Origin of the sequence: Blautia sp. MSJ-9 (genome assembly GCF_018919065.1) — a bacterium.
Taxonomy (GTDB): Bacteria; Bacillota; Clostridia; order Lachnospirales; family Lachnospiraceae; genus Blautia_A.
The window spans coordinates 59,473-86,303 of the sequence record NZ_JAHLQG010000040.1; the positions used below are offsets into that span (position 1 = coordinate 59,473).

The 26,831-nt window shown below is 42.1% G+C and carries 19 protein-coding genes and 4 pseudogenes; 21 read left to right on the forward strand and 2 right to left on the reverse strand.

The window, feature by feature from the left end; genetic code table 11:
* Positions 1-8: 8 nt before the first annotated feature.
* Entirely contained in the window at positions 9-2,306 is a 2,298-nt protein-coding gene (locus tag KQI87_RS11330) for a zinc ribbon domain-containing protein (protein ID WP_216460249.1), read from the forward strand.
* 31 nt (positions 2,307-2,337) lie between these two features.
* Positions 2,338-2,496 carry a DUF6783 domain-containing protein gene (locus KQI87_RS17280; RefSeq protein WP_334300739.1) on the forward strand — a complete coding sequence of 53 codons (159 nt, stop codon included), beginning with the start codon at positions 2,338-2,340 and terminating at the stop codon, positions 2,494-2,496.
* A gap of 85 nt (positions 2,497-2,581) precedes the next feature.
* On the opposite strand, the gene KQI87_RS11335 is transcribed toward KQI87_RS17280, so the two are convergent.
* On the reverse strand, positions 2,582-3,265 hold the full coding sequence (locus KQI87_RS11335; protein WP_216460250.1) for a YjjG family noncanonical pyrimidine nucleotidase: 684 nt from the start codon (positions 3,263-3,265) through the stop codon (positions 2,582-2,584).
* A pseudogene (locus KQI87_RS17560) lies at positions 3,259-3,372 on the reverse strand (DUF6783 domain-containing protein); the annotation flags it as partial. The gene KQI87_RS11335 and the pseudogene KQI87_RS17560, both read right to left, overlap by 7 nt.
* Positions 3,373-3,622: 250 nt before the next feature.
* Here KQI87_RS17560 and KQI87_RS11340 point away from each other — a divergent pair.
* The 19 genes and pseudogenes from KQI87_RS11340 to KQI87_RS11430 form a co-directional block, all read left to right on the forward strand.
* Positions 3,623-3,844 carry a hypothetical protein gene (locus tag KQI87_RS11340; RefSeq protein WP_117674416.1) on the forward strand — a complete coding sequence of 74 codons (222 nt, stop codon included), beginning with the start codon at positions 3,623-3,625 and terminating at the stop codon, positions 3,842-3,844.
* Positions 3,845-4,085: 241 nt separating this feature from the next.
* The gene (gene rlmD / locus KQI87_RS11345; protein ID WP_216460251.1) at positions 4,086-5,453 is read left to right on the forward strand and encodes a 23S rRNA (uracil(1939)-C(5))-methyltransferase RlmD; all 1,368 of its coding nucleotides are present in this window, start codon (positions 4,086-4,088) and stop codon (positions 5,451-5,453) included.
* A gap of 286 nt (positions 5,454-5,739) precedes the next feature.
* Positions 5,740-6,207, forward strand: coding sequence for a DUF6075 family protein (locus KQI87_RS11350; RefSeq protein WP_117548357.1), 468 nt, complete (start codon positions 5,740-5,742; stop codon positions 6,205-6,207).
* Positions 6,194-6,358, forward strand: coding sequence for a hypothetical protein (locus KQI87_RS11355; protein ID WP_166462287.1), 165 nt, complete (start codon positions 6,194-6,196; stop codon positions 6,356-6,358). The genes KQI87_RS11350 and KQI87_RS11355 overlap by 14 nt, the downstream gene beginning before the upstream one ends.
* Before the next feature lie 15 nt (positions 6,359-6,373).
* Positions 6,374-7,150, forward strand: a complete 777-nt coding sequence (locus KQI87_RS11360; protein WP_096241086.1) for a ParA family protein — start codon at positions 6,374-6,376, stop codon at positions 7,148-7,150.
* On the forward strand, positions 7,143-8,048 hold the full coding sequence (locus KQI87_RS11365) for a ParB/RepB/Spo0J family partition protein (protein ID WP_117548358.1): 906 nt from the start codon (positions 7,143-7,145) through the stop codon (positions 8,046-8,048). The genes KQI87_RS11360 and KQI87_RS11365 overlap by 8 nt, the downstream gene beginning before the upstream one ends.
* A complete protein-coding gene (locus KQI87_RS11370) occupies positions 8,029-9,204 on the forward strand; it encodes a DUF6017 domain-containing protein (protein WP_117548359.1) in 1,176 nt (391 codons plus the stop codon). The genes KQI87_RS11365 and KQI87_RS11370 overlap by 20 nt, the downstream gene beginning before the upstream one ends.
* 6 nt (positions 9,205-9,210) lie before the next feature.
* On the forward strand, positions 9,211-9,549 hold the full coding sequence (locus tag KQI87_RS11375; protein WP_117494604.1) for a DUF6050 family protein: 339 nt from the start codon (positions 9,211-9,213) through the stop codon (positions 9,547-9,549).
* Positions 9,550-9,658: 109 nt separating this feature from the next.
* A complete protein-coding gene (locus KQI87_RS11380; protein WP_083864366.1) occupies positions 9,659-10,015 on the forward strand; it encodes a helix-turn-helix domain-containing protein in 357 nt (118 codons plus the stop codon).
* A gap of 126 nt (positions 10,016-10,141) precedes the next feature.
* Positions 10,142-10,291, forward strand: a complete 150-nt coding sequence (locus KQI87_RS11385; protein ID WP_004612798.1) for a hypothetical protein — start codon at positions 10,142-10,144, stop codon at positions 10,289-10,291.
* Positions 10,292-10,460: 169 nt separating this feature from the next.
* Positions 10,461-11,096: a sigma-70 family RNA polymerase sigma factor gene (locus tag KQI87_RS11390; RefSeq protein ID WP_004612797.1), complete on the forward strand. Its 636-nt coding sequence runs from the start codon at positions 10,461-10,463 to the stop codon at positions 11,094-11,096.
* Between the two features lie 91 nt (positions 11,097-11,187).
* Entirely contained in the window at positions 11,188-15,756 is a 4,569-nt protein-coding gene (locus tag KQI87_RS11395) for an MSCRAMM family protein (RefSeq protein WP_334300740.1), read from the forward strand.
* 100 nt (positions 15,757-15,856) lie between these two features.
* Entirely contained in the window at positions 15,857-16,009 is a 153-nt protein-coding gene (locus KQI87_RS11400; protein ID WP_004612794.1) for a hypothetical protein, read from the forward strand.
* 51 nt (positions 16,010-16,060) lie between these two features.
* Positions 16,061-17,602 carry a group II intron reverse transcriptase gene (locus KQI87_RS11405; protein ID WP_330655798.1) on the forward strand — a complete coding sequence of 514 codons (1,542 nt, stop codon included), beginning with the start codon at positions 16,061-16,063 and terminating at the stop codon, positions 17,600-17,602.
* A gap of 161 nt (positions 17,603-17,763) precedes the next feature.
* A pseudogene (locus KQI87_RS11410) lies at positions 17,764-18,021 on the forward strand (VirB4-like conjugal transfer ATPase, CD1110 family); the annotation flags it as partial.
* 94 nt (positions 18,022-18,115) lie between these two features.
* Complete coding sequence (locus tag KQI87_RS11415) at positions 18,116-18,307, forward strand: hypothetical protein (RefSeq protein ID WP_216460254.1); 192 nt, start codon at positions 18,116-18,118, stop codon at positions 18,305-18,307.
* A pseudogene (locus KQI87_RS11420) lies at positions 18,265-23,640 on the forward strand (DEAD/DEAH box helicase family protein); the annotation flags it as partial. The gene KQI87_RS11415 and the pseudogene KQI87_RS11420, both read left to right, overlap by 43 nt.
* A gap of 800 nt (positions 23,641-24,440) precedes the next feature.
* Complete coding sequence (ltrA, locus tag KQI87_RS11425; RefSeq protein ID WP_216460252.1) at positions 24,441-26,354, forward strand: group II intron reverse transcriptase/maturase; 1,914 nt, start codon at positions 24,441-24,443, stop codon at positions 26,352-26,354.
* 109 nt (positions 26,355-26,463) lie between these two features.
* A pseudogene (locus KQI87_RS11430) lies at positions 26,464-26,802 on the forward strand (hypothetical protein); the annotation flags it as partial.
* Between the last annotated feature and the right edge of the window lie 29 nt (positions 26,803-26,831).

A 26,831-nucleotide genomic window follows, 5' to 3' on the forward strand; every position in this document is an offset into this window, starting at 1 on the left:
GTGAGGTTATGTTTTGTCCCAAATGCGGAAAAGAAATTAAAGTGAAAAAAGGAAGCTTCTGTCCGAACTGCGGTGCTTCTCTTGAGACAGCCGTAGAAAATATAAAAAAAACAAAGAATGTAAAAATAAAAGCAGAAAATGTAAATAAGCAAAAAATAAAAAACGAAAAAGTCCAGGACAGAAACAGAACAGATAAGAAAGTAAAGAACAAAGAACATCTAAAAAGTAAAGAGCGGAAAAAGAAGGGAAAAGCAAGTTGCATTTTAATAGCAGGTGTGGCATGCGTTGTTGTGATTGTTTCGGCGGTAGCTGTCAAAAACTTTTATCAGGGGAAATCACAGGTGGTTTCAGTGAATGGAACAAAAAGTGCTGACAAAGAATTATTGAAACCACATTTTAACAAAAGTATCTTACCAGACAACTTTACCAAGAAACAGAAAAAAGAACTGAAGAAAATATATGAAAGTGCTTATGAGGATGAGGCTTCTGCGCTGGATGAATATATTATTGCAAGAGCAAAAAGTGTTGATGAAGATGGAATGGAGGATGATGAATTTGATATGGTACTGAATACCACAGAAAATCTTTATCAGATTCTTAATCAGTGGGATCCTAATCTGAAAAATGTTCTTGTAGAAGAGGCAGAATATCGACTGGGAGGCAGTCCATTAAAGAACTATGCCGTTGGAAGAGGGGTTGGAGCTTTACTCGAAGATAATGAACTTGGCCAGGAATTACGAAGCGTGGCTGTGGCAGCCGGGTATACTTTTGTAAAAATGTTGGAAAACTGGGATGCAAGTCTTCATGAGACAACCATGGTAGCAGACAGTATGATCCCATTACAGGTAAATGAAAAATATATTCTGTCCAGAACATATGGAAATATTGGTCAGATGTTCGATAAGATTGAAGCGGAAGAAGGATATACGATTGTAAAAGAGATATTAGATGAACGTCTGCAGGCATTGAAAAACCAAAGTCTGCTGGTGGAAGATCTTACAGAAATGGACTCATACGATACCTGGATCATGGCAGAAAAGTGCAGTGCCAGAACAGAAGCAATTAATCAGAAAAAGACAGAAAGATACCAGAAACTTTATCAGGCAAAAAGTCGTCTGCTGGAAGCAATCGGCATTGAAGATGTAACGGCAGTGCTGGGAAATCCGGATCAGGACGCAGATACGGACGAAGATTGGAATATGGATGAAGAGGAGGGGGATGATACAGACTTAAATGACCAGCTTGGCGATATTACGGAGCAGTATATCTATGCCCTTTCGGATGATAAAGGAAAAGTTTACAATATGTTCGCACTGGCTGCTGTGAATGTGGGAAGTGCATTAAATGAAGAGGGAATGAGTTCACTTACGGTTGGAATGCTGGAAGGCGAATATCATGTGGTTTTGAACAAAGATGGAAGTATTCTCTTTAAAAATCAGAAGCAGACAGATGACCAGGAAAGATGTGTTTATTATGATATAACACCAAGCGGAAATGTTCTGAGAAAAACTTTTTATTCTGATTTCGAGCATGGCGATTATCAGGTTCTTGAGTGGGTGAAACCAGATGGAACCAGTAAGAAACTCCTGGAGGGCGGATATATTACACTGTATAAGAAAGGCGATGACCCCACGATAGAGAAAATCTGGAACCTGGACGAGGAGCAGAGTTATTACAGTGACTATTATGCATATACATGTGGGTATAAAAATGGAGACAGTCAGGAGACAAGCGGAACTATTGACGTAAGCAAAGGAAAATTGATTACGGATGATGAATATCTGGAAATCTTAGATTCTCAGGAGAACACAGACACCAGCGGCGGAATCCGTTTGAATGAGAAATATGTGCTGAAAGATAATGAAGTTGTTGATAATTCAGGAAATACCGTTAAAAAATTGGATAACGGAAGAGGTGTCGAAAATATTCAATATGCCAACGGTGAATATTGGGTTGTGACAAACTCTGGCTGGTATTATGTTCTGGATGATAAATTTTCACAGGTTCTGGCACCTGTCAAAATGCCGGTAAACAGTAACTATTGTATTCTGGAAGAAGGATTATTTATAGAAAATGCTACAAAAGATGACGAGGAGGATATAGAATCGGATTATTCAGGAAGTTGCTCCCTGTATAATGATAAAGGAGAAGTAGCATTAGAAATAAAGGATGTGCATGTCAATGATCTGAATGGTTATATCTGTGGAAATGAACATGTTGGCTGGACGAATCTCCGGACAGGAGAAGAGATGTATCTGTCTCTGACAGATAAAATTACGATTCAGCAGTTGGATATAGCTTCATAAATTAACTAGAGCGTGCTGATTGCGGTATATTTTGCCTGAATTCGGTTGTCGTAGCACGCTACGACGCCTCATCCGAACAAAATCTCCTACAAATCGTGACGCATATCTTGCAGAAAGCCTTTTTCAAACACGCTCTAGTATAGCGAAAATTAAGAAAAAACTCTGGCAGTCTGAAAAAATTTCAGGATGACCAGAGTTTTTTGAAATATCTTCGTTATTGTACCTGCCTAATAGCATTAGGCAGTGTTATATAGCATTCTATATAATAGTAGCATTTAAAGGTTGGATAAGAGTCCAGGCAATTCCAGAAGTTTATCAAACTTATAATCAGGAATAACATCTGAAGCTTTTTCATGGTTAGGATTAAACCAGATTGTGCGGATCCCAGCATTGATCCCACCCTGAATATCCGAGGTCAGACTGTCACCGATGATAACAGCAGTTTCTCTATGAAAATCCGGGATTTTCGAGAAGCAGCAGTTGAAATATTCCACACTTGGCTTATTATATCCAAGTTCCTCCGAGATAAAAATATCCTCGAAATATGTGGAAATCCCGGAGCTTTTGAGTCTGCCTTTCTGCACACTCAAGGTACCGTTCGTAACCAGATACATCCGGTATTTTCCATAAAGTGTTTCAAGTAGCTCTTCTGCACCGTTTATAAAATAGTGTCCGTGTGCAAGCAGCGTTTCATACATCAGAGCTGCTTCCTCAGCCGGAGCATCAGTCCCAAGTTCTGTAAACAGGATTTGAAATCTCCGCAATTTCACCTGTTCTCTGGAAATCTTTCCCTGTTCCAGCAGCTTCCACTGCGCCAGATTCAATTCGCTGTAACGCTTCAAAATTGCATCTTCCGGGACAATATGAAAATGTTTCAGAGTCTTACTGACTGCAATCTTTTCTGCCTGGTTGAAATCAAGCAGTGTATTATCAAGATCAAATAAAAGTGTATCTACCATAAAATTCTGTACCTTTCTTTCTGTGGATAATGGAATATTGTTATCTGCTGTTCGATTCGAATCTTAAAGCGTGTTTGAAAAATCATTCCTGCAATCTGCACGCCCCACTTTGCGGAAAGCCCTTTTCAAATATGCTATAGCAGAAACTTCTGGGTTTATATGAGTATTATTATAAAGAAAAAATCCTTAAAAGTATAGAAGCAAATCCAAAAACAAATTTAATTTAGATATTTATGGTAAAATCACAGAGAAAGTGGTATAATAATTTCATTAAACAGCAGACGGCAAAAGTGTTAACAGCTATTCTATCTATAACGGTAGCGTCAGCTGGCAGACTATTGAGAGGATGGTGCGATTATGAACATTAAAATCGAAGAATTATTAGCAGCATTAAACAAAAAAGAAGAAGAGAAAGAAAAAAATACAGTCCTCTGGGTACTGGCAATCATTGGCGCAGTTGCAGCAGTAGCAGGTATCGCATTTGCTGTATATCACTTCTTTGCACCAGATTATCTGGAAGATTTCGAAGAGGATTTTGATGACGACTTCGATGACTATTTCGAAGACGAAGAAGAATAATTACCGGTTCTGTTATAAACAGACAGCGGAGTTTTATCCGTATGAAAAGCGTAATTATGAAAATGAACGAATAGCTCCGGCCTATACCCGGGGCTATTTTTGCGAAAGCAAATTGAATTAAATCAGGCCGTGAAGAGGATGCTTTGTTTCATCCGCTTATGCTTATTTATATTGAGAATTTTAAGTAAATGATACAGCTTGTATCGAACTTTTGAAAATAGAGAGAAATACAGGAGGATATATGAAAAAAGGTGAAATTTACGAAGGAGTAATTGAAAAAGTAGATTTTCCAAATAAAGGAATCGTAATGGTAAACGACCAGAAGGTCACAGTAAAGAACGGCATGCCGGGACAGAAAGTCCGTTTCATGATCAACAAGAAACGCTCCGGCCGCGCAGAAGGACGGCTTCTGGAAGTTCTGGAGAAATCTCCGCTTGAAACAAGAGAAACAGTCTGCAGCATTTTCCCGGAATGCGGGGGGTGTATGTATCAGACTATGTCCTATGAGAACCAGCTTGCAATGAAAGAGCGCCAGGTCCGTGACCTGTTGGAAGGCGCATTAAACGGTGCAGACTACCAGTGGGAAGGAATCCACGGAAGCCCGATCGAATTCAGATACCGCAACAAAATGGAATTCTCCTTTGGAGATGCATACAAAGATGGTCCGCTCACACTTGGCCTGCATAAGAAAGGCAGCACCTATGACGTACTTACCGCAAATGACTGCAAACTTGTACATGAAGATATGACAAAAATCCTGACCTGCGTCCATGAATTTTTCCTGAAACGAAATGTTTCCTATTATAAAAAGATGCAGCACACAGGCTATCTGCGACACCTGCTTCTCCGCCGTGGCGTAACCACAGGAGAAATCCTGGTACATGTGATCACTACCAGTCAGGAAGAACATGACCTGCAGCCACTGAAAGAAGAACTTCTGGCACTTCCGCTTGAGGGAAAAATCGTCGGAATCATGCACATCATTAACGACTCTCTTTCTGATGTGGTACAGAGCGATGAAACCCGCATTCTTTACGGACAGGATTACTTCTATGAAACTCTTCTGGGACTGCGATTCAAGATCAGCACATTCTCATTCTTCCAGCCTAACTCACTGGCAGCAGAAGTGCTCTATTCCGTAGTCCGCAAATATATCGGAGACACTAAAGATAAAGTAGTCTTTGATCTCTACAGTGGAACCGGAACTATTGCTCAGCTCGCAGCATCCGTAGCAGATGAAGTGATTGGTGTGGAAATTGTAGAAGAAGCAGTGGAAGCAGCCAAACAGAATGCAGTGCTGAACAACTTAACCAACTGCAAATTCATAGCCGGAGACGTCCTCAAAGTCCTCGATGACCTCACCGAGAAACCAGACGTAATCATCCTCGATCCACCAAGAGACGGTATCCATCCAAAGGCTCTGCCGAAGATTCTCTCCTACGGCGTAGACCACATCGTCTACATCTCCTGCAAAGCCACCAGCCTCGCACGCGATCTTCCTGCATTCCTCGCAGCAGGATACGAACTTGAAAAGGCATGCAGCGTAGATCAGTTCTGCGAAACTGTTCATGTGGAGACTGCGGTGTTGCTACAAAGGAAAAATATGTAGAAATCCTTGAATTTACGCACTTTGTGGAGTTTTTCAGTTTCAGAAAAATAGGTGAAAATCACAAAGAAAAGAGCCTTGTGAAGAAAGTAACCGTTGTTGTTGCGTTAGACCTCGGGACGGGGAACACAAAGAATCTTGAATATGAAAATGAATAGAGAGCTATCAGATTATTGATAGATTATAGGGATACTTGTCAAAAGCGGGTGTCCCTATTTTTTATAGGGCATTCCAGAAATGGAGTGTCTTTTTTATACCAAAATATTAAAAATTCAGGAGGAAAACGAAAATGACAAACACAGCGTTAAGAGCAGAGAATAGCAATTCTCGCACAATTACTTTCAAGAGCAGGGAACACGAAAAATTTTATGAGGAATATCTGAAAAAATGCAGATATCAGGATGTCTACCATCGGGCTTTGATTTATTGCCTGGGTATCGACAGAGACACAAGAGATAATGTGAATAAAATCTATAATTTTAAAACTGGATGTGTAAAAACGGAATGCCTGCAGGAAGGGTGGCAGACCAGTGGAAGTTTACGAATTGTCCGTATGGCATTTAACCTGTATTGTAATGGAACACCAAGCGTCGGAGATTACGAAGCAGAAGAAGATCAGTTGAAAGAATGTCAGTGTTATACCGTAGAGGATCTGTTTTGCTGTGGATATGCCCGGTATTTCTGGGAAGCTATTAAAATCCGTTATCCAGAGTATTGCTTTTACAAAGACTGGGAGGATATATATGCTGAAAATTAGATTACAGGGTACTTTGAGGGACATTCAATGGTTTCGACGTATTTTGGAAAATCATAAGGAATTGGATGTCCTGGAAGTATCTGATGCTTATGCAAATAAAGGAACAAGTAAATATTTTCGTGTTTATGTAGAAGTAGAAGAAAAACAGTAAATCGGAGGAAGGTATATGTGTAAAGTAATTGCTATTGCAAATCAGAAGGGCGGAGTAGCCAAAACAACGACAACCATCAATCTGGGAGCCGGACTGACAAAGAATGGGAAAAAAGTAGTGCTGGTAGATGCAGATCCGCAGGGACATCTGACAATGGGAATGGGATTTCCCAAAAATCTCAAAGTGACTTTAAAGAGTATGATGGAAAATATCATCATGGGACTGGAGTTTGATCCAAAGGAAGCAGTCTTGCACCATGAAGAAGGGATGGATCTGATTCCGTCCAATAAATTGCTTGCCGGAATGGATATGTCCTTATTTACTGTTGAGGATAGGGAAAAAGTACTGAAAGAGTATCTGGAACTATTGAAAGATGAATATGATTATATTCTGATTGACTGTATGCCATCATTGGGAATGCTGACAATCAATGCGTTGAGTGCAGCGGACAGCGTTCTGATTCCGGTACAGCCACAATATTATGCGGCGGATGGACTTATGGAATTACTGAAAGTGGTAAAAGGAATCCATCAGAGGTTTAATCCGGAATTGCAGATAGAAGGTATTTTGTTCACAATGGATAATTGCCGTTACAATAATGCAAAGAGAAACAAACAGGCAATTAAAACTACATATGGAAATGACATTAAGATTTTTGAGCAGACGATTCCGAGAACGGAAAGTCTTGCAGAAACAGCATCTGAAGGTGTAAGTATATTTGCTTATGATGGAAAAAGCAAAGGGGCAGACAGTTACAGAGAACTGGTTCAGGAGGTGTTGAAACATGCGTAGACCGAAAAAAGAGATTCAGCTTACCTCTTATGATGAGTTACTGGGATTAGAAGAATCACCGGAAAAGAGTATGAACCAGGTTGTGGAAATAGAACTGGAAAAGCTCTATCCTTTCAAAAATCATCCATTTCATGTAAGCGATGATGAAAAAATGGCTGAGACAGTAGAGAGTATTAAAAACTACGGTGTTTTAAATCCTGCTCTGGTAAGACCCCGATCAGAAGGTGGATATGAACTGATTTCAGGTCACAGGAGAAAAAGAGGCTGTGAACTGTGTGGCAAAACAACTATGCCGGTCCTTGTCCGAAACTATACAGATGATGAAGCTGTCATAATTATGGTCGATTCCAACATTCAGCGTGAAAATATTCTGCCAAGTGAAAAGGCCCATGCCTATAAGATGAAATATGATGCTATGAAGCACCAGGGAAGTAAAGGTGAAAAATATACGGCAGATATGGTTGGTGAAACAGCCGGGGACAGTGGAAGAACTGTGCAGAGATATATCCGTCTGGCTTCATTATCAGATGGATTATTGGAATATGTGGACGATAATAAAATCCCTATGATAGTGGGAGAAAAATTGTCTTATCTGAAACCACAGGAACAGGAATGGCTTCTGGAAGGAATTGTCAACAGTAATATCTTTCCGACAAAACAACAGGCAGAACAATTAAAGGAATGCAGTGCAAATGGAAAATTAAATCAGGGTTATATCTATGCCGTTTTATTGAAAAAAGAAAACAGTAAAATCAATGTAACCATTCCGGCAAAAAGAATCGGCAATTATTTTCCAGAGACATATTCTAAAGAACAGATAGAAGAAGTTATTTTTATGCTTTTGGATAAATGGAAACAAAACAGAGAAGGAGTAGCAGATGCAGAAGATACAGTTTGATTATTTTACGGGAATGGAAGCGGAACAATATAGCTTTTATCGTGTCCCGAAAGTGCTGTTTACAGAACCATGCTTTAAAGCTCTTTCTTGTGAAGCAAAGGTATTATACGGTCTGATGCTGGACCGTATGAGCCTGAGCATTAAGAACCGATGGCTGGATTCAGAGGACAGAGTATATATTATTTTCACGGTGGAAGAAATTGCAGAGCTGATGAACTGTGGAACCCAAAAGGCAGTGAAGCTGGTAAAAGAGTTGGACAGTAATAATGGGATTGGACTGATTGAAAAGAAACGTCTGGGTCTGGGAAAGCCTAATGTTATTTATGTGAAAAATTTTATGCTCAGAGAAGTGCCAGACCAAAAGCCGATGGATAGCTGTGCAGATTTGCAATCAGAGCAGAAAAATTATAGAAAATGTGCAGATCTGCAATCTGAGCAGGGAAACCATGAAGAATGTGCAAATCTGCAATCAGAAGCTGAGAATAGGGAAAAAACAGGCACTTTTCTGAATTGTGAAAATCATCATTCAGGAGTAGTGAAATCCACAATTCAGGATTGTGTGGAATCACAATTACAGAATGGTGAAAATCACAATTCAGGAATGATGAAAACCACAAATCAAGAATTTCCAGAATCACAATTCCAAAATTGTGAAAATCATCATTCAAGAATAGTGGAAATCACAAAACCAGAATATCCGAAATCACAATCTAATAATACTGATATTAACAAGACTGATATTAGTGAAACTGAGATAAATCAATCCTATCCAATCATATCAGGCAATCTGAAAAAGAAAAGAGATGTGATGGAGGAGATGCGGGCATATCGTGAAGTGATTCATGAAAACATAGATTATCAATATCATGCCAAAGAAGATGTGGATGAACTGGTAGAACTGATGATTGAAGTTATGATGATGCCGGAGGACAGTATGATTCGGATCGCAGGGACAGAAAAGCCAGTTGCTTTGGTGAAAAGCAGGTTTATGAAGCTGAATTATTCACATATCGAATATGTGCTGTTTTGTCTGAATCGAAATACGACCAAGGTTGGAAACATTAAAGCATATCTTTTGACTGCCCTGTATAATGCCCCGGCAACGATAAACAGCTATTATCAGGCAGAGGTTAATCACGATATGTATGGAGGATAAAGGAACATGAGAAATATGATAAAAAAAGTTATTGTTCCAGCACTGGTGATTGTTGTATTGTTTGCAGTGCTGAGACCGCTTTGTATCCAGGATGGGAAGTGCAATTATTTATTGCTGTTGCTACTGATGGGGATACCATTCGGAATTGGAAAAATGTGTGTCTGGATGGTTCCAAGAGGGTTTGACCTTGGAGGAACACTGGCAGTATGGATAATGAATTTTCTGATCGGAGGATTGATAGGAAGTGTCGTTCTTCTGGCAATGGTTGGACAGGCAATCATTTATCTTAGTGTTTTCTTGCTCACAGTTATTACAGGAATACATAAAATACCGAGAATAAAATGAAATAGATCTTTTGAAAAGCAGCTAAGACAAAATTAGCTGCTTTTTTTCTGGAAACTTTGCGACACAATGTCGTAAAGCTGGGATAAATTGCAGGAAAGGAGACACCGTATTGAGCAATCGTGCAATTTCCACAGAACTTATTGAATTGGGAGAACGGATCAGAAAACGCAGGCAGGAAATGAAGTTGTCACAGGAATCTTTTGCGGAAAAAGCAGGTATCAGTGTCAATACGGTCAGCAGGATAGAAGGAGGGCAAACGGCAATGTCTGTTGAGATTTTCAGGAAGATGATTGAGATCCTGGAAACAGATGCCAATATCCTGATGGGAAAAGAGAGGGACGATGCAGAAAAAAGAAAGCAGTTTGAGGAAGTATTTTATCGTATTCAGAAGATGGAATGGAAAGAGCAGAAAATTATCATGCAGACAATAGATTCACTGATAGAAAGTTTTAATGAGTACAGGTGAAATTTCACCATATATGGGGTGTAAAACAAAAAAACTCCCCATATATGCTAAGGATAATAGTTTTTTGTGCTGTTAAAATAGCAAACAGAGAGAAAGAGACAGAAACAAGGAAGGGAGACAGGATTGATGACCAGACAAGAAAATTTAATCTATCGGAAGCAGTGTCCCTATGATGCAATGGGAGACTATTCTGTTTTGATGGAAAATGAAAAGAACATAAAAACAGAAAGAAATGCAAAGAAGTCTGACCGGGACATCAGACGGAAAATAAAATAGAGGCTGCTGTAAATTAGCAGAAAGGGCAGTAAGGAAGTTTCAGGCTCTCGTTAAAAAAAACGGGTGTGCCGGAAGCTGTTTTTTACTGCCCTTTTGCCAGTAGATCAGTAATAATCCTATCCTTTCTGCTGATGGGCACCTGTTGCCAGCAGGCAGAAGGGTGGTAATTATGCTGACATTGCAGGAATTGAAACAGGTTGTAGGTAACAGGGAAGAAAGAAGAAAGGTTCCATCCGCCAGGTATTTAAGAGAAAACGATGTGGCAGTTGTAAAGCAGAGACTGATAGATGGTGCGGAAATTATTGCGTATCAGACAGGATATGTTTTCTATTGTGCAGGTGATTATGGAACGGTTTTTCCTTTATTTACCTGTCGAGATTATGTATATGAAGCAGGAAGAAAAATAACAGTTGTTAAGGAAGATTTTTTTGATAATCAGCCCTGGTATGTGCGGTTGATATTAGAAGGTGAAGATCGGCTGTGCAGGAACAGGGAGGTACGAGAACATAATAATTGCATTTCATATAGCCATATTTCAGAAGGCTGGTGCGAATTGGTGGACAAAAGGCAGAATGTACTTGAAAAACTGATTATAGAAGAAGCTATTGGAGAATTCATGGATCTGCTGACTGACCGGCAGAGACAGGTGATCCATCAAATTTATTTTCAGCAGCGGACACAAAGAGAAGTGTCACGGGTGTTTGGAATTACAGAACCAGCAGTATCAAAATGTATTTCACAGGCAAAGCAGAAAATGAGAAGAAATGCAGGCAGACTGATCGGAGTGCTTCAGAAGGGAGAATAAAAGATGCGTGGTAAAAAACCAAAGGAAAGACAACGGTATGTGCTGCGTGTAAATGAAAGGCAGTGTAACAAAAGATTATTCTGCGTATAAGATCAGTACCGGATCTGGTTCACAGGACCTGGCACTGGTATTTGGTGAAGGTGTTGATGATGAAAAATATGTGGACTTCAAAGTAACATGGGTACAGTACGCAAGTGTTAAGGTGATTAAAAAAGATGCAAAAGCAGACGCAAAGCTGGCAGGTGCCGTGTTTGGTTTATACAGTGATGCAAACTGTACAAATTTAATCACAAAGTTACCGGCAACTGATGCGAATGGGGAAGCGTCCGTACAGATCATTAAGACACAGAATACCGTATATCTGAAAGAGATTACAGCTCCGACAGGATACCGTATCAATGCAACTGCCTACAACGTAAAACTGGAAGTCAGCAAAACAGCAACTGTGACTGTTCCGGATGAAGAACAGATGGGCCAGCTGACTGTTTATAAAGAAGGTCAGGTTCTGACAGGTGCAGATGTCACCGAGAATGGAACAACATTTAAGTATGAGAAACGCAGACAGAAAGGTGCGATTTATGATGTGTATGCCGGGGCAGATATTAAAACTGCTTATGGTGCCAAGGTTTACAGCAAGGGTGATCTGGTCAAAGAGAATCTGACAACAGACTCGAATGGGGCAGTCATTCTGAAAAACCTGCATCTTGGTACATATATCGTCAAAGAAAAACAGGCTCCGACCGGATTTTATAATGCCGGGGAAGAAAAGTCTGTCACTCTTTCTTATGCAGGACAGAATGTAGATGTTGTTTTTTCTGAGACAACCTTTACGAATGACAGACAGAAAGCAGAAGTGATTGTGACAAAGCAGGATAAGGATACAGAAAATCCTCTGGATGGAGGAATTTTTGGACTTTATGCAGCCAGTGACATTAAAAATGCAGATGGAACGGTTGTTGTAAAGAAAGGCACTCTGATTGAGAAAGTGACAACTGGAAATGATGGAATGGCGAAGTTTACCGCAGACCTGCCGCTGGGATTTTCCTATGATGTAAAGGAAGTACAGGCTCCGGAAGGCTATCTGAGAAATGCGGATGATGTCTATACGTTTACTTTTTCTTATACAAACGATAAGGAAGCGAAACTGACATTTAAGCATACCTTCAGAAACGAGCGTGTGATAGCAAAGATTTCCTTACAGAAGCAGGACAAAGAAACAAAGAAGGCTGTTCCACAGGGAGATGCTACTTTAGAAAAGGCAGTCTATGGACTGTATGCCCGTGAGGATATTGTCCATCCGGATGGAGCAACTGGTGTGATCTACAAAGCAGGCGAGCAGGTTGCCACTCTCACAACAGATAAGAATGGACAGGCTTCCGTAGATGGATTATACCTTGGTAATTACTATGTAAAAGAGATTACTCCGCCAACGGGTTACCTGGCAGATGAAGAAGAACATGATCTGGTCTGCAACTACGAGGGTGATCTTGTAGCGGAAGTGAAGCGTGACTGTCTGTCTCTGGAACAGGTGATGAAGCAGCCATTTGAGATTATCAAGGCAGCGAACAACGGAAAGACAGATGCCGATTTACTGAAAGGTGCAGGATTTACCGCTTATCTGGTATCATCCCTAACAGTAAAAGAAGATGGCAGCTATGACTTTGATTCTGTCAAGCCGGTAGTGATCGGGGAAAATGGTGCAACAGAGATCTTTACAGATGAGAAAGGGTATGCCCGCAGTATTGCACTTCCTTATGGAACTTACATCGTCCGTGAAACAACCACGCCACATAATTACACTCCGGTCAATGATTTCATCGTGCAGATTACGGAAAATCATCCGACTACACCGCAGGTATGGAGAGTGCTGCTTGACAAAGAGTTTGAAGCAAAGCTGAAGATCATCAAACAGGACGATGAGACAAAGAAAGCAGTGCTTCAGAAGAATACAGAGTTTAAGATTTTTAACCTGGATACAGAAAAGTATGTGGAACAGGTAACAACCTATCCGACGACGGTAAAACACAAATCTTATTTTACAGATGAGCAGGGATACTTAATCCTTCCACAGAATCTGAAAATTGGACATTACCGTATTGAGGAAGTGAACGCACCTTATGGATATACGCTCAATGAGAATTACTATGAGGTGAATGTAGATTCCAATACAGCATATCAGATGGACGGAACTTCCGGCGATGTGATCATCGAGATTGCATACGAGAATCATCCGGTTAAGGGAGAACTGAACATCGTAAAACAGGGTGAGGTCTTAAATGGTTATAAAGATGACTTTACTTATCAGAAAGAAACTCTGGAGGGAGCAGTCTTTGAGGTATATGCTGCCGAAGATATTTATACAGCAGATTTCCAGAAAGATGATAATGGAAACCGTATCCTGGAGTATGCTTCTGGGGAACTGGTAGGAACTGTTACCACGGATAAGGATGGAAAGGCACAGATCGCTGACCTTCCACTTGGAACCTATAAGATTGTTGAAAAGACAGCACCAGAGGGCTTTGTGTTAAATGAAGAAGCACAGACAGTAACATTTGAATACAAAGACCAGAAAACACCAGTTATTGAGCAGACAGCAACCTTTGAGAATGACCGCCAGAAAGTGGAAGTGTCCGTAGTCAAACAGGATGCAGAGACAAAAACGGTTGTGGCGGGTGCAGAGTTTGGTATCTATGCAAAAGAAGATATTCTGGCACATGAAGAAGTGATTGTGAAGGCAGATACCTTACTTGGAAAAGCAGTCAGTGGGGAAGATGGAAAGGCAGTATTTGACGTTGACCTTCCATTTAGTACTTACTATATCAAAGAACTTGCAGCTCCGGCAGGATATGTCTCTTCTTTTGAGACTTTGGAAGTGACTGCCAAATATCAGGGACAGGATGTGAAAATGGTAGAGCTGGAATCTGTATTTAAGAACCAGCCGACAAAAGTAACCTTTACGAAGTCCGATATTACGACAGGCGTGGAACTTTCCGGGGCAACGCTTACGGTGCTTGATAAGGATGGAAATGTGGTAGATACATGGAAGTCTGTAAAGGGTGAGGAACACTTGATTGAAAGACTCACAGCCGGGGAGACATACACTCTTCGTGAAGAAATGGCTCCTTATGGCTATCTGATGGCGGAAGAAGTTTCCTTTACTGTGGACGATACTGCTGAAATCCAGAAGGTAGAGATGAAAGATGCAGTGCCAACCGGAACACTTATCATCAATAAAAAAGGTGAGTTCCTGGAGAAAATATCTGCACTGGATTCCATTGGCGGATGGATGAAGCATCTGTTTGAATATCTTTCCGGTTCCCTGAAAGACGTTACTTTTGAGGTTTATGCCTTAGAAGATATAAAAGCGGCGGATGGTGAGAGTGAAGATTATTACAAAAAGGATGCACTGGTAGCAACAATCACGACGGATGAAACAGGAGTGGCGAAACTGACAGACCTTCCTCTTGGCAAATACTGTGTCAAAGAGAAAGAGACAGCAAATGGATATGTCCTGGATGGAGAAGCTCGTGAAGTGGATCTGACTTACCGTGACCAGAATACCGCAGTTGTTACTTATTCTGCTGACTGGCAGAACAAACGCCAGAGAGCAGAAGTAAACGTGTTAAAGAAAGAAAAAGATTCCGACCGTGTACTGGAAGGGGCTGTATTTGCCCTGTGCAATAAAGAAAATATTGTCAATGCAAAGGGCGATGTGATCTTGAAAGCGGATACGGTTATTGAGGAGCAGGCTACGGATAAGGAAGGAAAACTGACCTTTACGGCAGATCTGCCACTTGGCTATACCTACTATGTGAAAGAAACTTCTCCGGCACCGGGATTTGCGACAACAGACCAGGTACAGGAATTTACTTTTGAATATGGTGGGGCAGATAAGGAAACACTGTCTTATGTGTTTACTTTTGAAGATGAGCCGACAACCGTAGAGTTTACCAAAACATCCCTGACAGACGGAAAGGAGATTGAGGGAGCAAAACTGAAAGTTACAGATGAGAGTGGAAACACTGTGGATGAATGGACTTCTGGTAAAGAACCACATATCATCAAAGAACTGACCGCTGGCAAGAAGTACACCATGACAGAAACACTTCCTGCGGACGGTTATGTGACAGCAGAGAGCATCACTTTTACGGTGGAAGATACCGGTGAAGTACAGAAGGTGGAAATGAAGGATGATGTGACAAAAGTGCAGATTTCCAAGACCGATATTTCCGGTAAGGAGCTGCCAGGAGCGAAACTGACGATCCTTGATAAAGATGGAAAGACCGTAGAAAGCTGGACATCTGAGAAAAAACCACACTATATTGAGATGCTTCCAATCGGGGAATATATCCTCCGTGAAGAAACTGCACCGGATGGTTATCTGGTTGCAGAAGATGTGAAGTTTACGGTCAAAGATACTGGAGAAATCCAGAAGGTTGTGATGAAGGATGAGGCGAAACCAGAGGAAACTCCAACAGAGACACCGACGGAAACACCAGAAACCACACCAACACCGGAGACAAAAACCACAGAAGAAACAAAGAAATCGACTTCACCAAAGACAGGAGATAATACACCGATTCTGTTCTGGATTCTGCTTGCAGGGGCTGGAATGGCTGGTCTTGGTGGAACAGTGATTCTTCGCAAAAAGAAGAAATAAGAGATTATAAGATTTCTTAGTAATGGATGAGGGCATTTATGGACACAGGATTCATAGATGCCCTTTTATAAAATTTCAAAAGAATTAGGGAGAAAAGAAGATGACAAAAACAGTATTGATCGTTGCTGCAGCTGCAGTATTTCTGGTATATGGATTTGTCCTTTGGTGCTGTATCAAAGTGGGGGCAGAATCAGAAAAAGAATATATGAAACTGGCAGAAAAGAGAGGAAAGGAGCAGCAATGTGATAAATGAGGATAAGACAGCAGTGAAAGAAGAAAGGGCGTGGTGTGATTGCAGGATGAAGTGAATGAGAAAAGTAAAACGAGACCCTTAGGGATTCCGTGTATATGGGATAGACTTGTTCAACAATGTATCAAACAGGTATTGGAACCTGTTTGTGAGGCTAAGTTCAGCAAAAACAGCTATGGATTCAGACCGAACCACTCGGTTGAGAACGCTATAGCAAGAAGTTATCAGCTACTTCAACATGCCAATCTTCACTATGTCATTGAATTCGATATAAAAGGGTTCTTTGATAACGCGAATCATGCCAAGCTGATACGACAGATATGGGCTATGGGTATTCATGACAAGCAACTGATATTTGTCATAAGACGAATTCTCAAAGCACCAATCAAACTGGAAGATGGGACTTTTATCACACCCGACAAAGGAACCCCACAGGGAGGTATTATATCGCCACTCCTGGCTAATATCGTGCTTAACGAATTAGACCACTGGGTAGAAAGTCAATGGCAATGGTGTCCGATTTGCAAACGGAATGCTAGACCTGAAAACGGCTTTCGACAGGCTAAGAAATCTAACCTGAAGGAAATGTTCATTGTTCGCTATGCAGATGATTTTCGAATCTTTTGTAGGACAAAGGACTCCGCTGAACGCACCAAATGTGCAGTCACTCTGTGGCTGAAAGAAAGGCTCAAACTGGAAATTTCTGAAAAGAAAACGAGGATTGTCAATGTAAGAAATCATTACTCTGATTTTCTCGGATTCAAAATGAAAGTTCACAGAAAAGGCAACAAACTCGTGGTTATATCTCATATCGCAGATAAAAATCTCGAGCACAAAAGGGAGAAGCTTAAAGAACAGGCAAAGAGAATCGTTCACCCTCGCAAAATATATGGCGAACAGGGGGAAATCAGACTCTATAACAGTATGGTTACTGGCATGCAGAATTATTACTGTATCGCCACACATGTTAATCATGATTGTGCTTCCCTAAACCGCACAGTCATGACCTTGCTGACAAACAGGCTTAGCACTCGCACAGGCAACCGCCTTGTGAAAACAGGGCGAGAGCTTACGGAGTTTGAAAAAGCCCGTTTTGGTAAATCCAAAATGATGCGATATGTCGCTGGTACGAATGAGCCCGTGTATCCAATAGGATACACACAGCACAAAAACCCGCTTTTCCGTAAGAAGAGCTGGAATTATTACACTCCCGAAGGACGAGAAGGTATTCACAACTGTCTGAGAATCAACATCCCTATGATGTTGGCTCTCATGCGTCAACCAGCCTATTCCAATAGTGCGGAATACGCAGACAATCGAATATCTCTCTTCTCAGCCCAATGGGGAAAATGTGCTATAACAGGTGTCGAATTCTCCTCTGTTGGGGAAATTCATTGCCATCATAAGTTACCCCGACATTTAGGCGGTACGGATGCCTATGAGAATCTTATTCTCATAAAGAATTCCGTACATAAACTCATTCATGCTTCAAAAGCGGAAACTATTTACAAATATATGGATTTACTACAGCTAGATAGCAAACAGCTTATAAAGGTTAACCACCTTCGTGAGTTGGCTTCCATGCAACCTATTTAATCTTATTTCAACTACTACAGTTTTTATTCTATTCAAAGGTTGATTGTTTAGACAATGAAAAATACTAACCGATGGAACGCCGTGTGCGGTGAAAGTCGCATGCACGGTGTGGAGTGGGGGAAAAGCCCGAGATGATATCAGAGGCTTACCTATCACTATAAAACTCGGACTTTATCCTGATGCTCAACCAGGCATCTGGTGACAGACAGATCCTTGCAAAACAGCTCAACATTTCCCCTCACCAGCTTTCTTATGTAACGAACAGCGGGGAAGGTGAGGGACTGGTCTTTTATGGCAGCACCATTATCCCGTTCAAGGATAAGTTTGATAATTCCCTGATGCTGTATGCCCTGATGACTTCTAAGCCGGATGAGGTGGAAAAGCGTAAGAAACTTGGTATCGGAGAACGGGACGATTAAAGAAATAAACGAAACAAAATAAAACAGAGTAGAGGATGAGCCGGAGGAATACTTCCGGCAATTTTTCTGCCTGGAAATCATGGAGGATTACAAGATGGAAGATTACAGAAACATGGAGAGATGCAGCGGCGAACCTTGCTGCATATTTGCAGAAAGAATCTGTGTAGACAATGAAAAGGAGATTTTGAAAATGGAAAAGGACACAAAGGAAAAAGTGACGGCTGATGAAATGATGGATGACCTTATCTATCTGAACAGTCACCGGGAGAATACACGGAGTTTGTAAAGCGTGAGTATGGAAAAGGCGGCAAAGGTTTTCAGATGGATGGAAGGGAGTATTCCGTCTGGTTTGATGAAACTGGGATGCAGATCGCAGTCGGGCATACGGTGGCAGACCAGATTTTGGATAAAGCCTTTTTATCCTGGAAAGATGTCAGCAGACGTATCCATCAACTTTTAAATCAGGGAGAATATGCCCCGCAGTCTGTATTGGATGTGGCAAGGGACAACGCATTGAAGGAACACGCACAGGCACTTGCTTATATGAAAGGGGATATGGCAGAAGGTGTGGCAGAGATTGTCTTTGATGAAGCAGATCTGCCGCATCTTCGTAGTATTTATCCGGAAATCACGGATTATCTTACTGAAAAACTGCAAGATCCAGGGTGGCTTTCGGATTTGAATGAAAGACTGGAAGCACTGGCAGAAGCCTATGAGACGGACAACTCTCTTATGCGTTTCCATCATTATAATCCGGTCAATATCTCCAGACAGTTCCAGAAGTTTGCAGATGAAGTGATCCCATACCAGGCAAGAGAGGGATTTGCATGGAAAGAACAGCAGATGTTCATTACACAAGACGAGATCGACGCATTTCTTGTCAGAGGTGGGGCGTATTCCGAAGGCAGACTCAGGACATATTCCTTTTATTTGCTGCATGAGGATGAAAGAGCGAGGACAGGTTTTATCAAGGAACAGTATGGGATCGGTGGAAGCAGTCATGCACTGTCTGGTGCGGATGATTCACACGCAAATTATGATGGAAAAGGATTGTTTCTTGCAAGAGGTGCTTATGGAAATCCATATACGTCAGTTTTATTATCTTGGAATAAAGTTGCAAATAGAGTAGCTTATCTGATAAAGAATGACCAGTTCCTGCAGGCAGAAGATTATGCTCGTATGCCGGAATATGAACGGGAACAGATGGCGAACAAGGTACTACGCTTTTATGACCGTCTTCCGGAAGAGATAGACAGACCATTTACGGATGATTTCTTCTGGGAAAAACCAGGAAAAGAAATGGTGGCAGTTTTAGAGAACCCAGAGCAGACAGAAGAACTGTTGCAGAAGATGGATGCAGCATTGGCAGTTCTGCCATTAGATTTTGAGGCATATGGGACAAACTACCAACAGAAAACAGAACTTCTTTCAGAACTTCACCGGTATGCAGAAGGAACCTATACGATTTTCCCGACACCGGAAGCAGAACCGTCTTTTGCGGAACCATCCGGGTACCAGATGACCATGTTTGATTTCTTGGATACGAAGGCAGTGACAGAACCGACCGTAGTAGATATGTCAGATGTGGAGGAAATAGAAGAGGAAGAGGTTACTGCCAAAGAAGATATTCCGGAAAATCAGGAACAGGAAATAACAGAAACTTCTGAGGGACAGGAACAAAAGGAATCAGAAGAAGAGATAACGGTTAAAACAGCAGAAGAACTGGCGGAGTCCTGGGATGAAGGTGTTTTTGAGTATCAGGGGTATCATTTTGAAGCAGTAGGGGTATTGCCGGAAGGAATAGAAGGAAAAGATCTGGTTGCACAGACCCGTTCCAATACAGAACTGCATTTATCGACCTACCATACAGAAGATTTCCCAAAGTATTCTTATGATGATTTTTATGCAGTCAGCAATGCACCAACTGCCGATGTGTTTCGGTGTTTGGAAACCGGACGCAATTATATTCCCGGAGAAAATGAACTGTTTGGATATGAGGGAGAATTTCAACCATATTTAAAACCGGAAGTAGAAGAGATTGTAACAGAACCGCATAACTTTCGGATTCAGGATAATGACCTTGGAGCAGGTGGTCCGAAAGCAAAGTATAAAGCAAATATGGAAGCCATCCATTTATTGCAGACTCTGGAGCAGGAAGAACGTCTGGCAACACCCGAAGAACAGGAAATTTTATCCCGTTATGTTGGCTGGGGTGGCATCCCGCAGGCATTTGAAGAGAATAACAGTAGTTGGACAAATGAGTATCTGGAGTTAAAGAATACCTTATCACCGGAAGAATACAGTGCAGCAAGAGCATCGACCTTAAATGCTTTTTATACATCACCGACCGTGATCCGAAGCATGTATGAAGCACTGGAAAATATGGGACTGAAACAGGGAAATATTCTGGAACCGTCCTGTGGTGTTGGTAACTTTATGGGACTGATCCCGGAGAGTATGAACAAGGCAAAGATGTATGGTGTGGAGCTTGACCCGGTTTCCGGCAGGATTGCAAGGCAGCTTTACCAGAAAAATAAGATTGCCATACAGGGATTTGAGGAAACAGATTACCCGGACAGCTTTTTTGACTGCGTGATAGGGAATGTACCATTTGGAGCATATCAGATCAGTGACCGCAGATATGACCGCCACCATTTTCTGATCCATGATTATTTTATTGCAAAATCCCTTGATCTGATCCGTCCGGGCGGTGTAGTGGCTGTGGTAACTTCCAGTGGAACGATGGATAAACAAAATCCGGCAGTCAGACAGTACCTTGCAAACCGGGCAGAGTTATTAGGGGCAATCCGCCTTCCCAATAATGCGTTCCAGAGAAATGCCAATACAGGTGTTGTTTCCGATATTTTATTTTTCCAGAAAAGAGACAGGGCTTCCATTGAGGAACCGGACTGGATACATCTGAAGGAAACTGCCGAAGGATATTCGGTCAATGCGTATTTTGCAGATCATCCGGAAATGGTGCTTGGGGAGTTTACAACGGAGAGTACCCAGTATGGAAAGCAGGAAGTAACCGTAAGACCAAAAGAGGGAATCACCTTAGAGGAGCAGTTAAAGGAAGCAGTAAAGCATATACATGGTACCATTACGGAACTGGAACTTTCCGACACCGAACTGGAAGAAGATGTGGTGTCCATTCCAGCAGACCCAGAAGTAAAGAATTTCAGCTTTACAGTGGTCAACGAGGAAGTGTATTACCGGGAAAACTCTGTGATGAACCGGATGGAACTTCCGGCGGCAACGACCGAGCGTGTAAAAGGTATGGTAAAGATCCGTGATGCAACGAATGCCCTTATCCAGTGTCAGATGACCGAGGGAAGTGATGAGCAGATCACACAGCTTCAGGGGAAACTCAATGAAGAATACGATACGTTTACCGCAAAATATGGTCTGCTCAGCAGTAATGCCAATAAAAGGGCATTTAGCCAGGACAGCAGCTATTGTCTTTTAACATCCCTGGAATTTCTGGATGATAAAGGAGAACTGAAACGGAAAGCGGATATTTTTACCAAAAGGACAATCCGCAGGGCAGAAACGGTAACTTCTGTAGATACTGCCAGTGAAGCATTTGCGGTTTCTATTGGTGAGAGGGCAGGCGTTGACCTTTCCTATATGGCACAGCTTTCCGGGAAAACAGAAAAGGAGCTTACCGAAGAACTGGCAGGGATAATCTTTAAGAACCCGATCAGTGAAAAATGGGAGCCGTCGGATGAATATCTTTCTGGAAATGTGAGGGAGAAACTGCAGATCGCAAAACAGTTTGCAGAAGATCACCCGGAATATCAGGTGAATGTGCAGTATTTGGAGCAGGTACAGCCAAAAGATCTGGATGCATCAGAGATTGAAGCAAGACTTGGGGCAACCTGGATCTCCGAGGATTACATTACACGGTTCATGGCAGAAACATTCCATACACCAAGATATTATGTAGGGAGCAAGGTCAAAGTCCAGTATGCCGAAGTGACCGGACAGTGGAATGTTATGGGAAAAAATGTGGACAGCTACGGAAATGCCCTTGTTACTTCCACATATGGAACACAGAGAGCCAATGCCTACCGCCTTTTGGAAGATGCCTTAAACCTTAGAGATACCAAGATTTATGACACGGTACAGGATGCCGATGGGGAACACCGGGAATTAAATCGGAAGGAAACGATGCTGGCACAGCAGAAGCAGGAGCTGATCAAAGAGGAATTTAAGGAGTGGATATTTAAAGACCTGCACCGACGGGAAGATCTCTGTAAAATTTATAATGAACGATTTAACAGCATCCGTCCACGGGAATATGATGGAAGCCATATTCAGTTTGTCGGCATGAACCCGGAGATCACCTTGATGCCGCATCAGAAAAACGCAGTGGCTCATGTGCTGTATGGAAATAATACGTTACTGGCTCATTGCGTAGGAGCAGGAAAGACGTTCCAGATGATCGCAGCCGGTATGGAATCAAAACGGCTGGGACTCTCACAAAAGAATCTTTATGTTGTGCCAAACCATCTGACCGAGCAGTGGGGCAGTGATTTCCTACGTCTCTATCCGGGAGCAAATATCCTGGTGGCAACGAAGAAAGACTTTGAGCCGGCAAACCGAAAACGGTTCTGTTCCCGTATTGCGACAGGGGATTATGATGCCGTGATCATCGGCCATACGCAGTTTGAGAAAATCCCTCTTTCAAGAGAACGGCAGATTGCCATGCTGGAAGATCAGATCGCAGATATTACGTTTTCCATTGAAGAAGCGGCACATCAGGCAGGGCAGAATTATACCATCAAGCAGTTGGAAAAAACAAAGAAGAGTCTGCAGGCGAGGATGAAGAAACTCAATGACCAGACCAGAAAGGATGATGTGGTAACTTTTGAGCAGTTGGGTGTAGACCGGCTGTTTGTGGATGAGAGCCATAGTTTTAAGAACCTTTTTTTGTATACAAAAATGCGGAATGTGGCGGGTATCTCACAGACGGATGCACAGAAAAGTTCGGATATGTTTATGAAATGCCGGTATATGGATGAACTGACAGGCGGCAGAGGAATCACCTTTGCTACAGGTACTCCTGTATCAAATAGTATGACCGAGCTTTACACTATCATGCGTTATCTCCAGTATGACACACTCATGCGTATGGGTATGGGACACTTTGATTCCTGGGCGGCAACATTTGGGGAGACAGTAACCGCAATCGAATTATCACCGGAAGGAACGGGCTATCGTGCGAAAACACGGTTTGCCCGTTTTTTTAATCTTCCAGAGCTGATCTCCATTTTTAAGGAAGCTGCGGATATTCAGACATCGGATATGCTGAATCTTCCTGTACCGGAAGCAGAGTTTATCAATGAAGTCTTAAAACCAAGTGAAGAACAGCAGGAAATGGTCAGTGCCTTTTCGGAACGTGCGGAAGAAGTAAGAGCCGGTCTTGTGAATCCAACGGTGGACAACATGCTCAAGATTACCAATGACGGAAGAAAATGTGCATTGGATCAGAGGCTATTAAATGAACTCCTTCCGGATGCAGAAAAAAGCAAGGTCAATACCTGTGTGGAAAATGCTTTTCAGGTATGGGACGAGGGAAAAGCAGATCGGACAACACAGCTGATCTTCTGTGACTGTGTAGCGATACGTTGCTACAAATAAACTATGAATGGGGCTAATGCCCTGTGAGGAGGTAAAAGTAGCGGGGAAACAGAGTTTTCCCTAACTGATATTCTGACGAGTGGAATGACGGGGTAACGCCCTGAAACGCTCACCTAATACTACGTTGGAGGCAATGGAGTGCAATATCCAAAGCTGACACAGCACGTTGAAGTCGGCTGAGAACCGCCCAAACAAGCTATATGCTGATGTGGAAAGCTGTCCAGAGGTGGATGGTGCGGTCTATAGGTCGGGGGTCTATAAAATTCTCATGGCGAGGATGTGGCTGACTACCACTGACAAAAACCCGAATGTAAAGGTCAAGAAGAAAGAGCGGCAGAAATGCCGCTGCCACGAAAGTGGTGTGCGTGGGGTTGAGTAAGGCGGTCGCAATGAAAAACCTTACGGTGTTACAGGCACCGTCAAGCGCACTGGCAAAAAGGGCAGCCTAAAAGAATTATGTACAGATAGGAATATCGGAACGTAGAAAGTCCCAGATGTGGAGCGATTGCACGCTGCGAAGCATAAGGGGGAAAACCATGTCGCTATTATATTAATAGAGGTGTGGCATAACTTCTTTTAATCTGGGAGGAAAGAGCAGCCATGGTACCGTGTCCGTTAGCGATAACAGGATTTAGAAACCGTGAAAAAAGTAAGCGGTGGAGGGACGGGCTGTAGTCAGGAATGTGATGAATGAAACGAAAGGAGCATTATTAACAGACATCATAGGTTCGAGTAGGACTAAGAAAGGCGAACCCGAAAGGAGTGAGCCGACTATGACAGCAAGAAAACGGGCTTTGAAGAAAGCAAAACTGAGACATGCTGAATATTACGATTTTCAAGCTGTTCAGGACGGGCTGTACAAGGATAGCAAAGATGGAAAAGAATTCCGCAACCTTATTGAGATTATTATTATGCCCGAGAACATTCGTATGGCGTACAGGAATTTGAAGAAAAATCCTGGGAGCCATACACCTGGAACAGACAGAAAGACAATCAATGACATTGAGAAATTAACAGACGAACAGTTAATAAACAAGATACAGGAAAAATTCAGATGGTACAGACCGCAAAGTGTACGCAGAGTGGAAATACCAAAAGGTAACGGAAAAGTCCGTCCTCTGGGGATTCCAACAATTATGGACCGGCTGGTGCAACAGTGCGTGCTACAAGTTTTGGAGCCTATCTGTGAAGCGAAGTTTCACGAACACAGTTATGGATTCAGACCAAACAGAAGTACAGGAAATGCGATCGCACAGGCATACAAAAATATGCAGATGAGCCATCTCCATTATGTCGTGGATATAGACATTAAAGGCTTCTTCGACAACGTGAATCATGGAAAGTTGTTAAAACAACTGTGGACGCTCGGCATACGAGATAAGAAATTGATTTCTATTATATCGACGATGCTCAAAGCCGAGGTCGCAGGAATTGGATTTCCAGAAAAAGGAACACCACAGGGCGGAATTATCTCCCCGCTGCTGTCAAACGTGGTGCTGAATGAACTTGACTGGTGGCTTGCAAGCCAGTGGGAGGAATTTCCATCCAAATATCCGTTCAATGACCGTCGGAACCCTAACGGCAGTCCGTGCAGGGGGAATAAGTTTGCGTCATTGCGGAGAAGTGGATTAAAGGAGATAACCTGTGTAAGATACGCCGATGATTTTAAGATTTTCACGAGTAGTTATCGGAGTGCAGTAAAACTGTTCTATGCAACAAAAGGGTGGCTAAAAGACCGCCTCGGACTGGATATAAGCCCAGAAAAATCAAAGATTGTCAATCTTAAAGAAAAATATTCTGAATTTCTTGGATTCAGAATGAAGGTGATTCCCCGTGGCAAAAGGAAAAATAAAGCCAACAAAGGGGAGCCACGCTATGTAGTGGAAAGCCATGTCAGAGAAAAATCAATAGAAAAGATAAGAGAGGAACTGAGAAAACTGATTTATGCAATCGAGTATCCACCAAACAAGGCGCATTGCATTTACGCCGAAGTGAGCAGGTATAATTCGTTTGTGGTAGGAGTCCATGATTATTACAGCATGGCGACCAAAGTCAGTGCAGATTTCAGACCAATCGCCTTTTCAGTCCAAAAGAGCCTGAAAGCGAGAATGAGACAACGGCTTAAAACGGCTAAAGAAGTCAGGAGAAACAAAATCCCGGTTCATATCACAAATGTAATCCGTGATAAATACGGAAAAAGCGACCAACTGCGGTATGTGAATGACCTTGCGCTTGCCCCGATAGGGTATGTGAGGCATTCCCATCCTATACAGAAAGCATATGGGGCAAATTCATATACGGAAGAAGGCAGAAAATTAGTACACAAAAAGCTGGATGGTGTTGATATGGCAGTCCTGCATAATTTAATGAGAAATCCGATTGACGGAGAATCCATTGAATTTAATGATAACAGGCTGTCACTGTATTCAGCGCAGAAAGGAAAGTGTGCGGTTACAGGAAAGCAGATGGAAGCGGACGAAGTGATATGTATTAAAAAGATTCCCAAGGAGCAAGGCGGCACTGACAAATACAGTAACCTGTTGCTCGTATGCAGGAAGATACAGGAATTGTTAAATGTTAAAGACATAAAGACATTCTCTGAGGAAATGGATAAGTTAAACCTTGACAAGAAACAGTCAGATAAGCTGTTGAAACTTAGAAGCCTTGCTTTTGTTGAGAGCTGTTAAACTGCTGATTCATCAATTCTTGATGGCAAGCCGTGTGAGCTGAAAGGTTCATGCACGGTTTAGAGTGGGGGAAAAGGGAGAGATAATATCAAACTCTTACCTATCACTATTGTCTACTCCAAAAGGGGATGGGACTTTCAATGTATATGATGATGTCCGAAACAAACTGGTTGCCAGGGGAATCCCGAAAGAAGAGATTGCGTTTATCCATGAATACAACACGGAGACAAAGAAAGCAGATTTGTTTGCAAAGGTACGGGCCGGGCAGGTGAGAATCCTTATGGGTTCCACTCCAAAACTCGGTGCTGGTACCAACGTACAGGACAGGCTCATTGCCCTCCATCACCTTGACTGTCCGTGGAAGCCGTCTGATGTAGGACGGATTTTGCGGACATTCAAAATAAAAAAGAATGTGGAGGTAACAGACAATGGCAAAATCATTATTTGAGGAACTGGGCGGCAAATACGAAAGGCAAG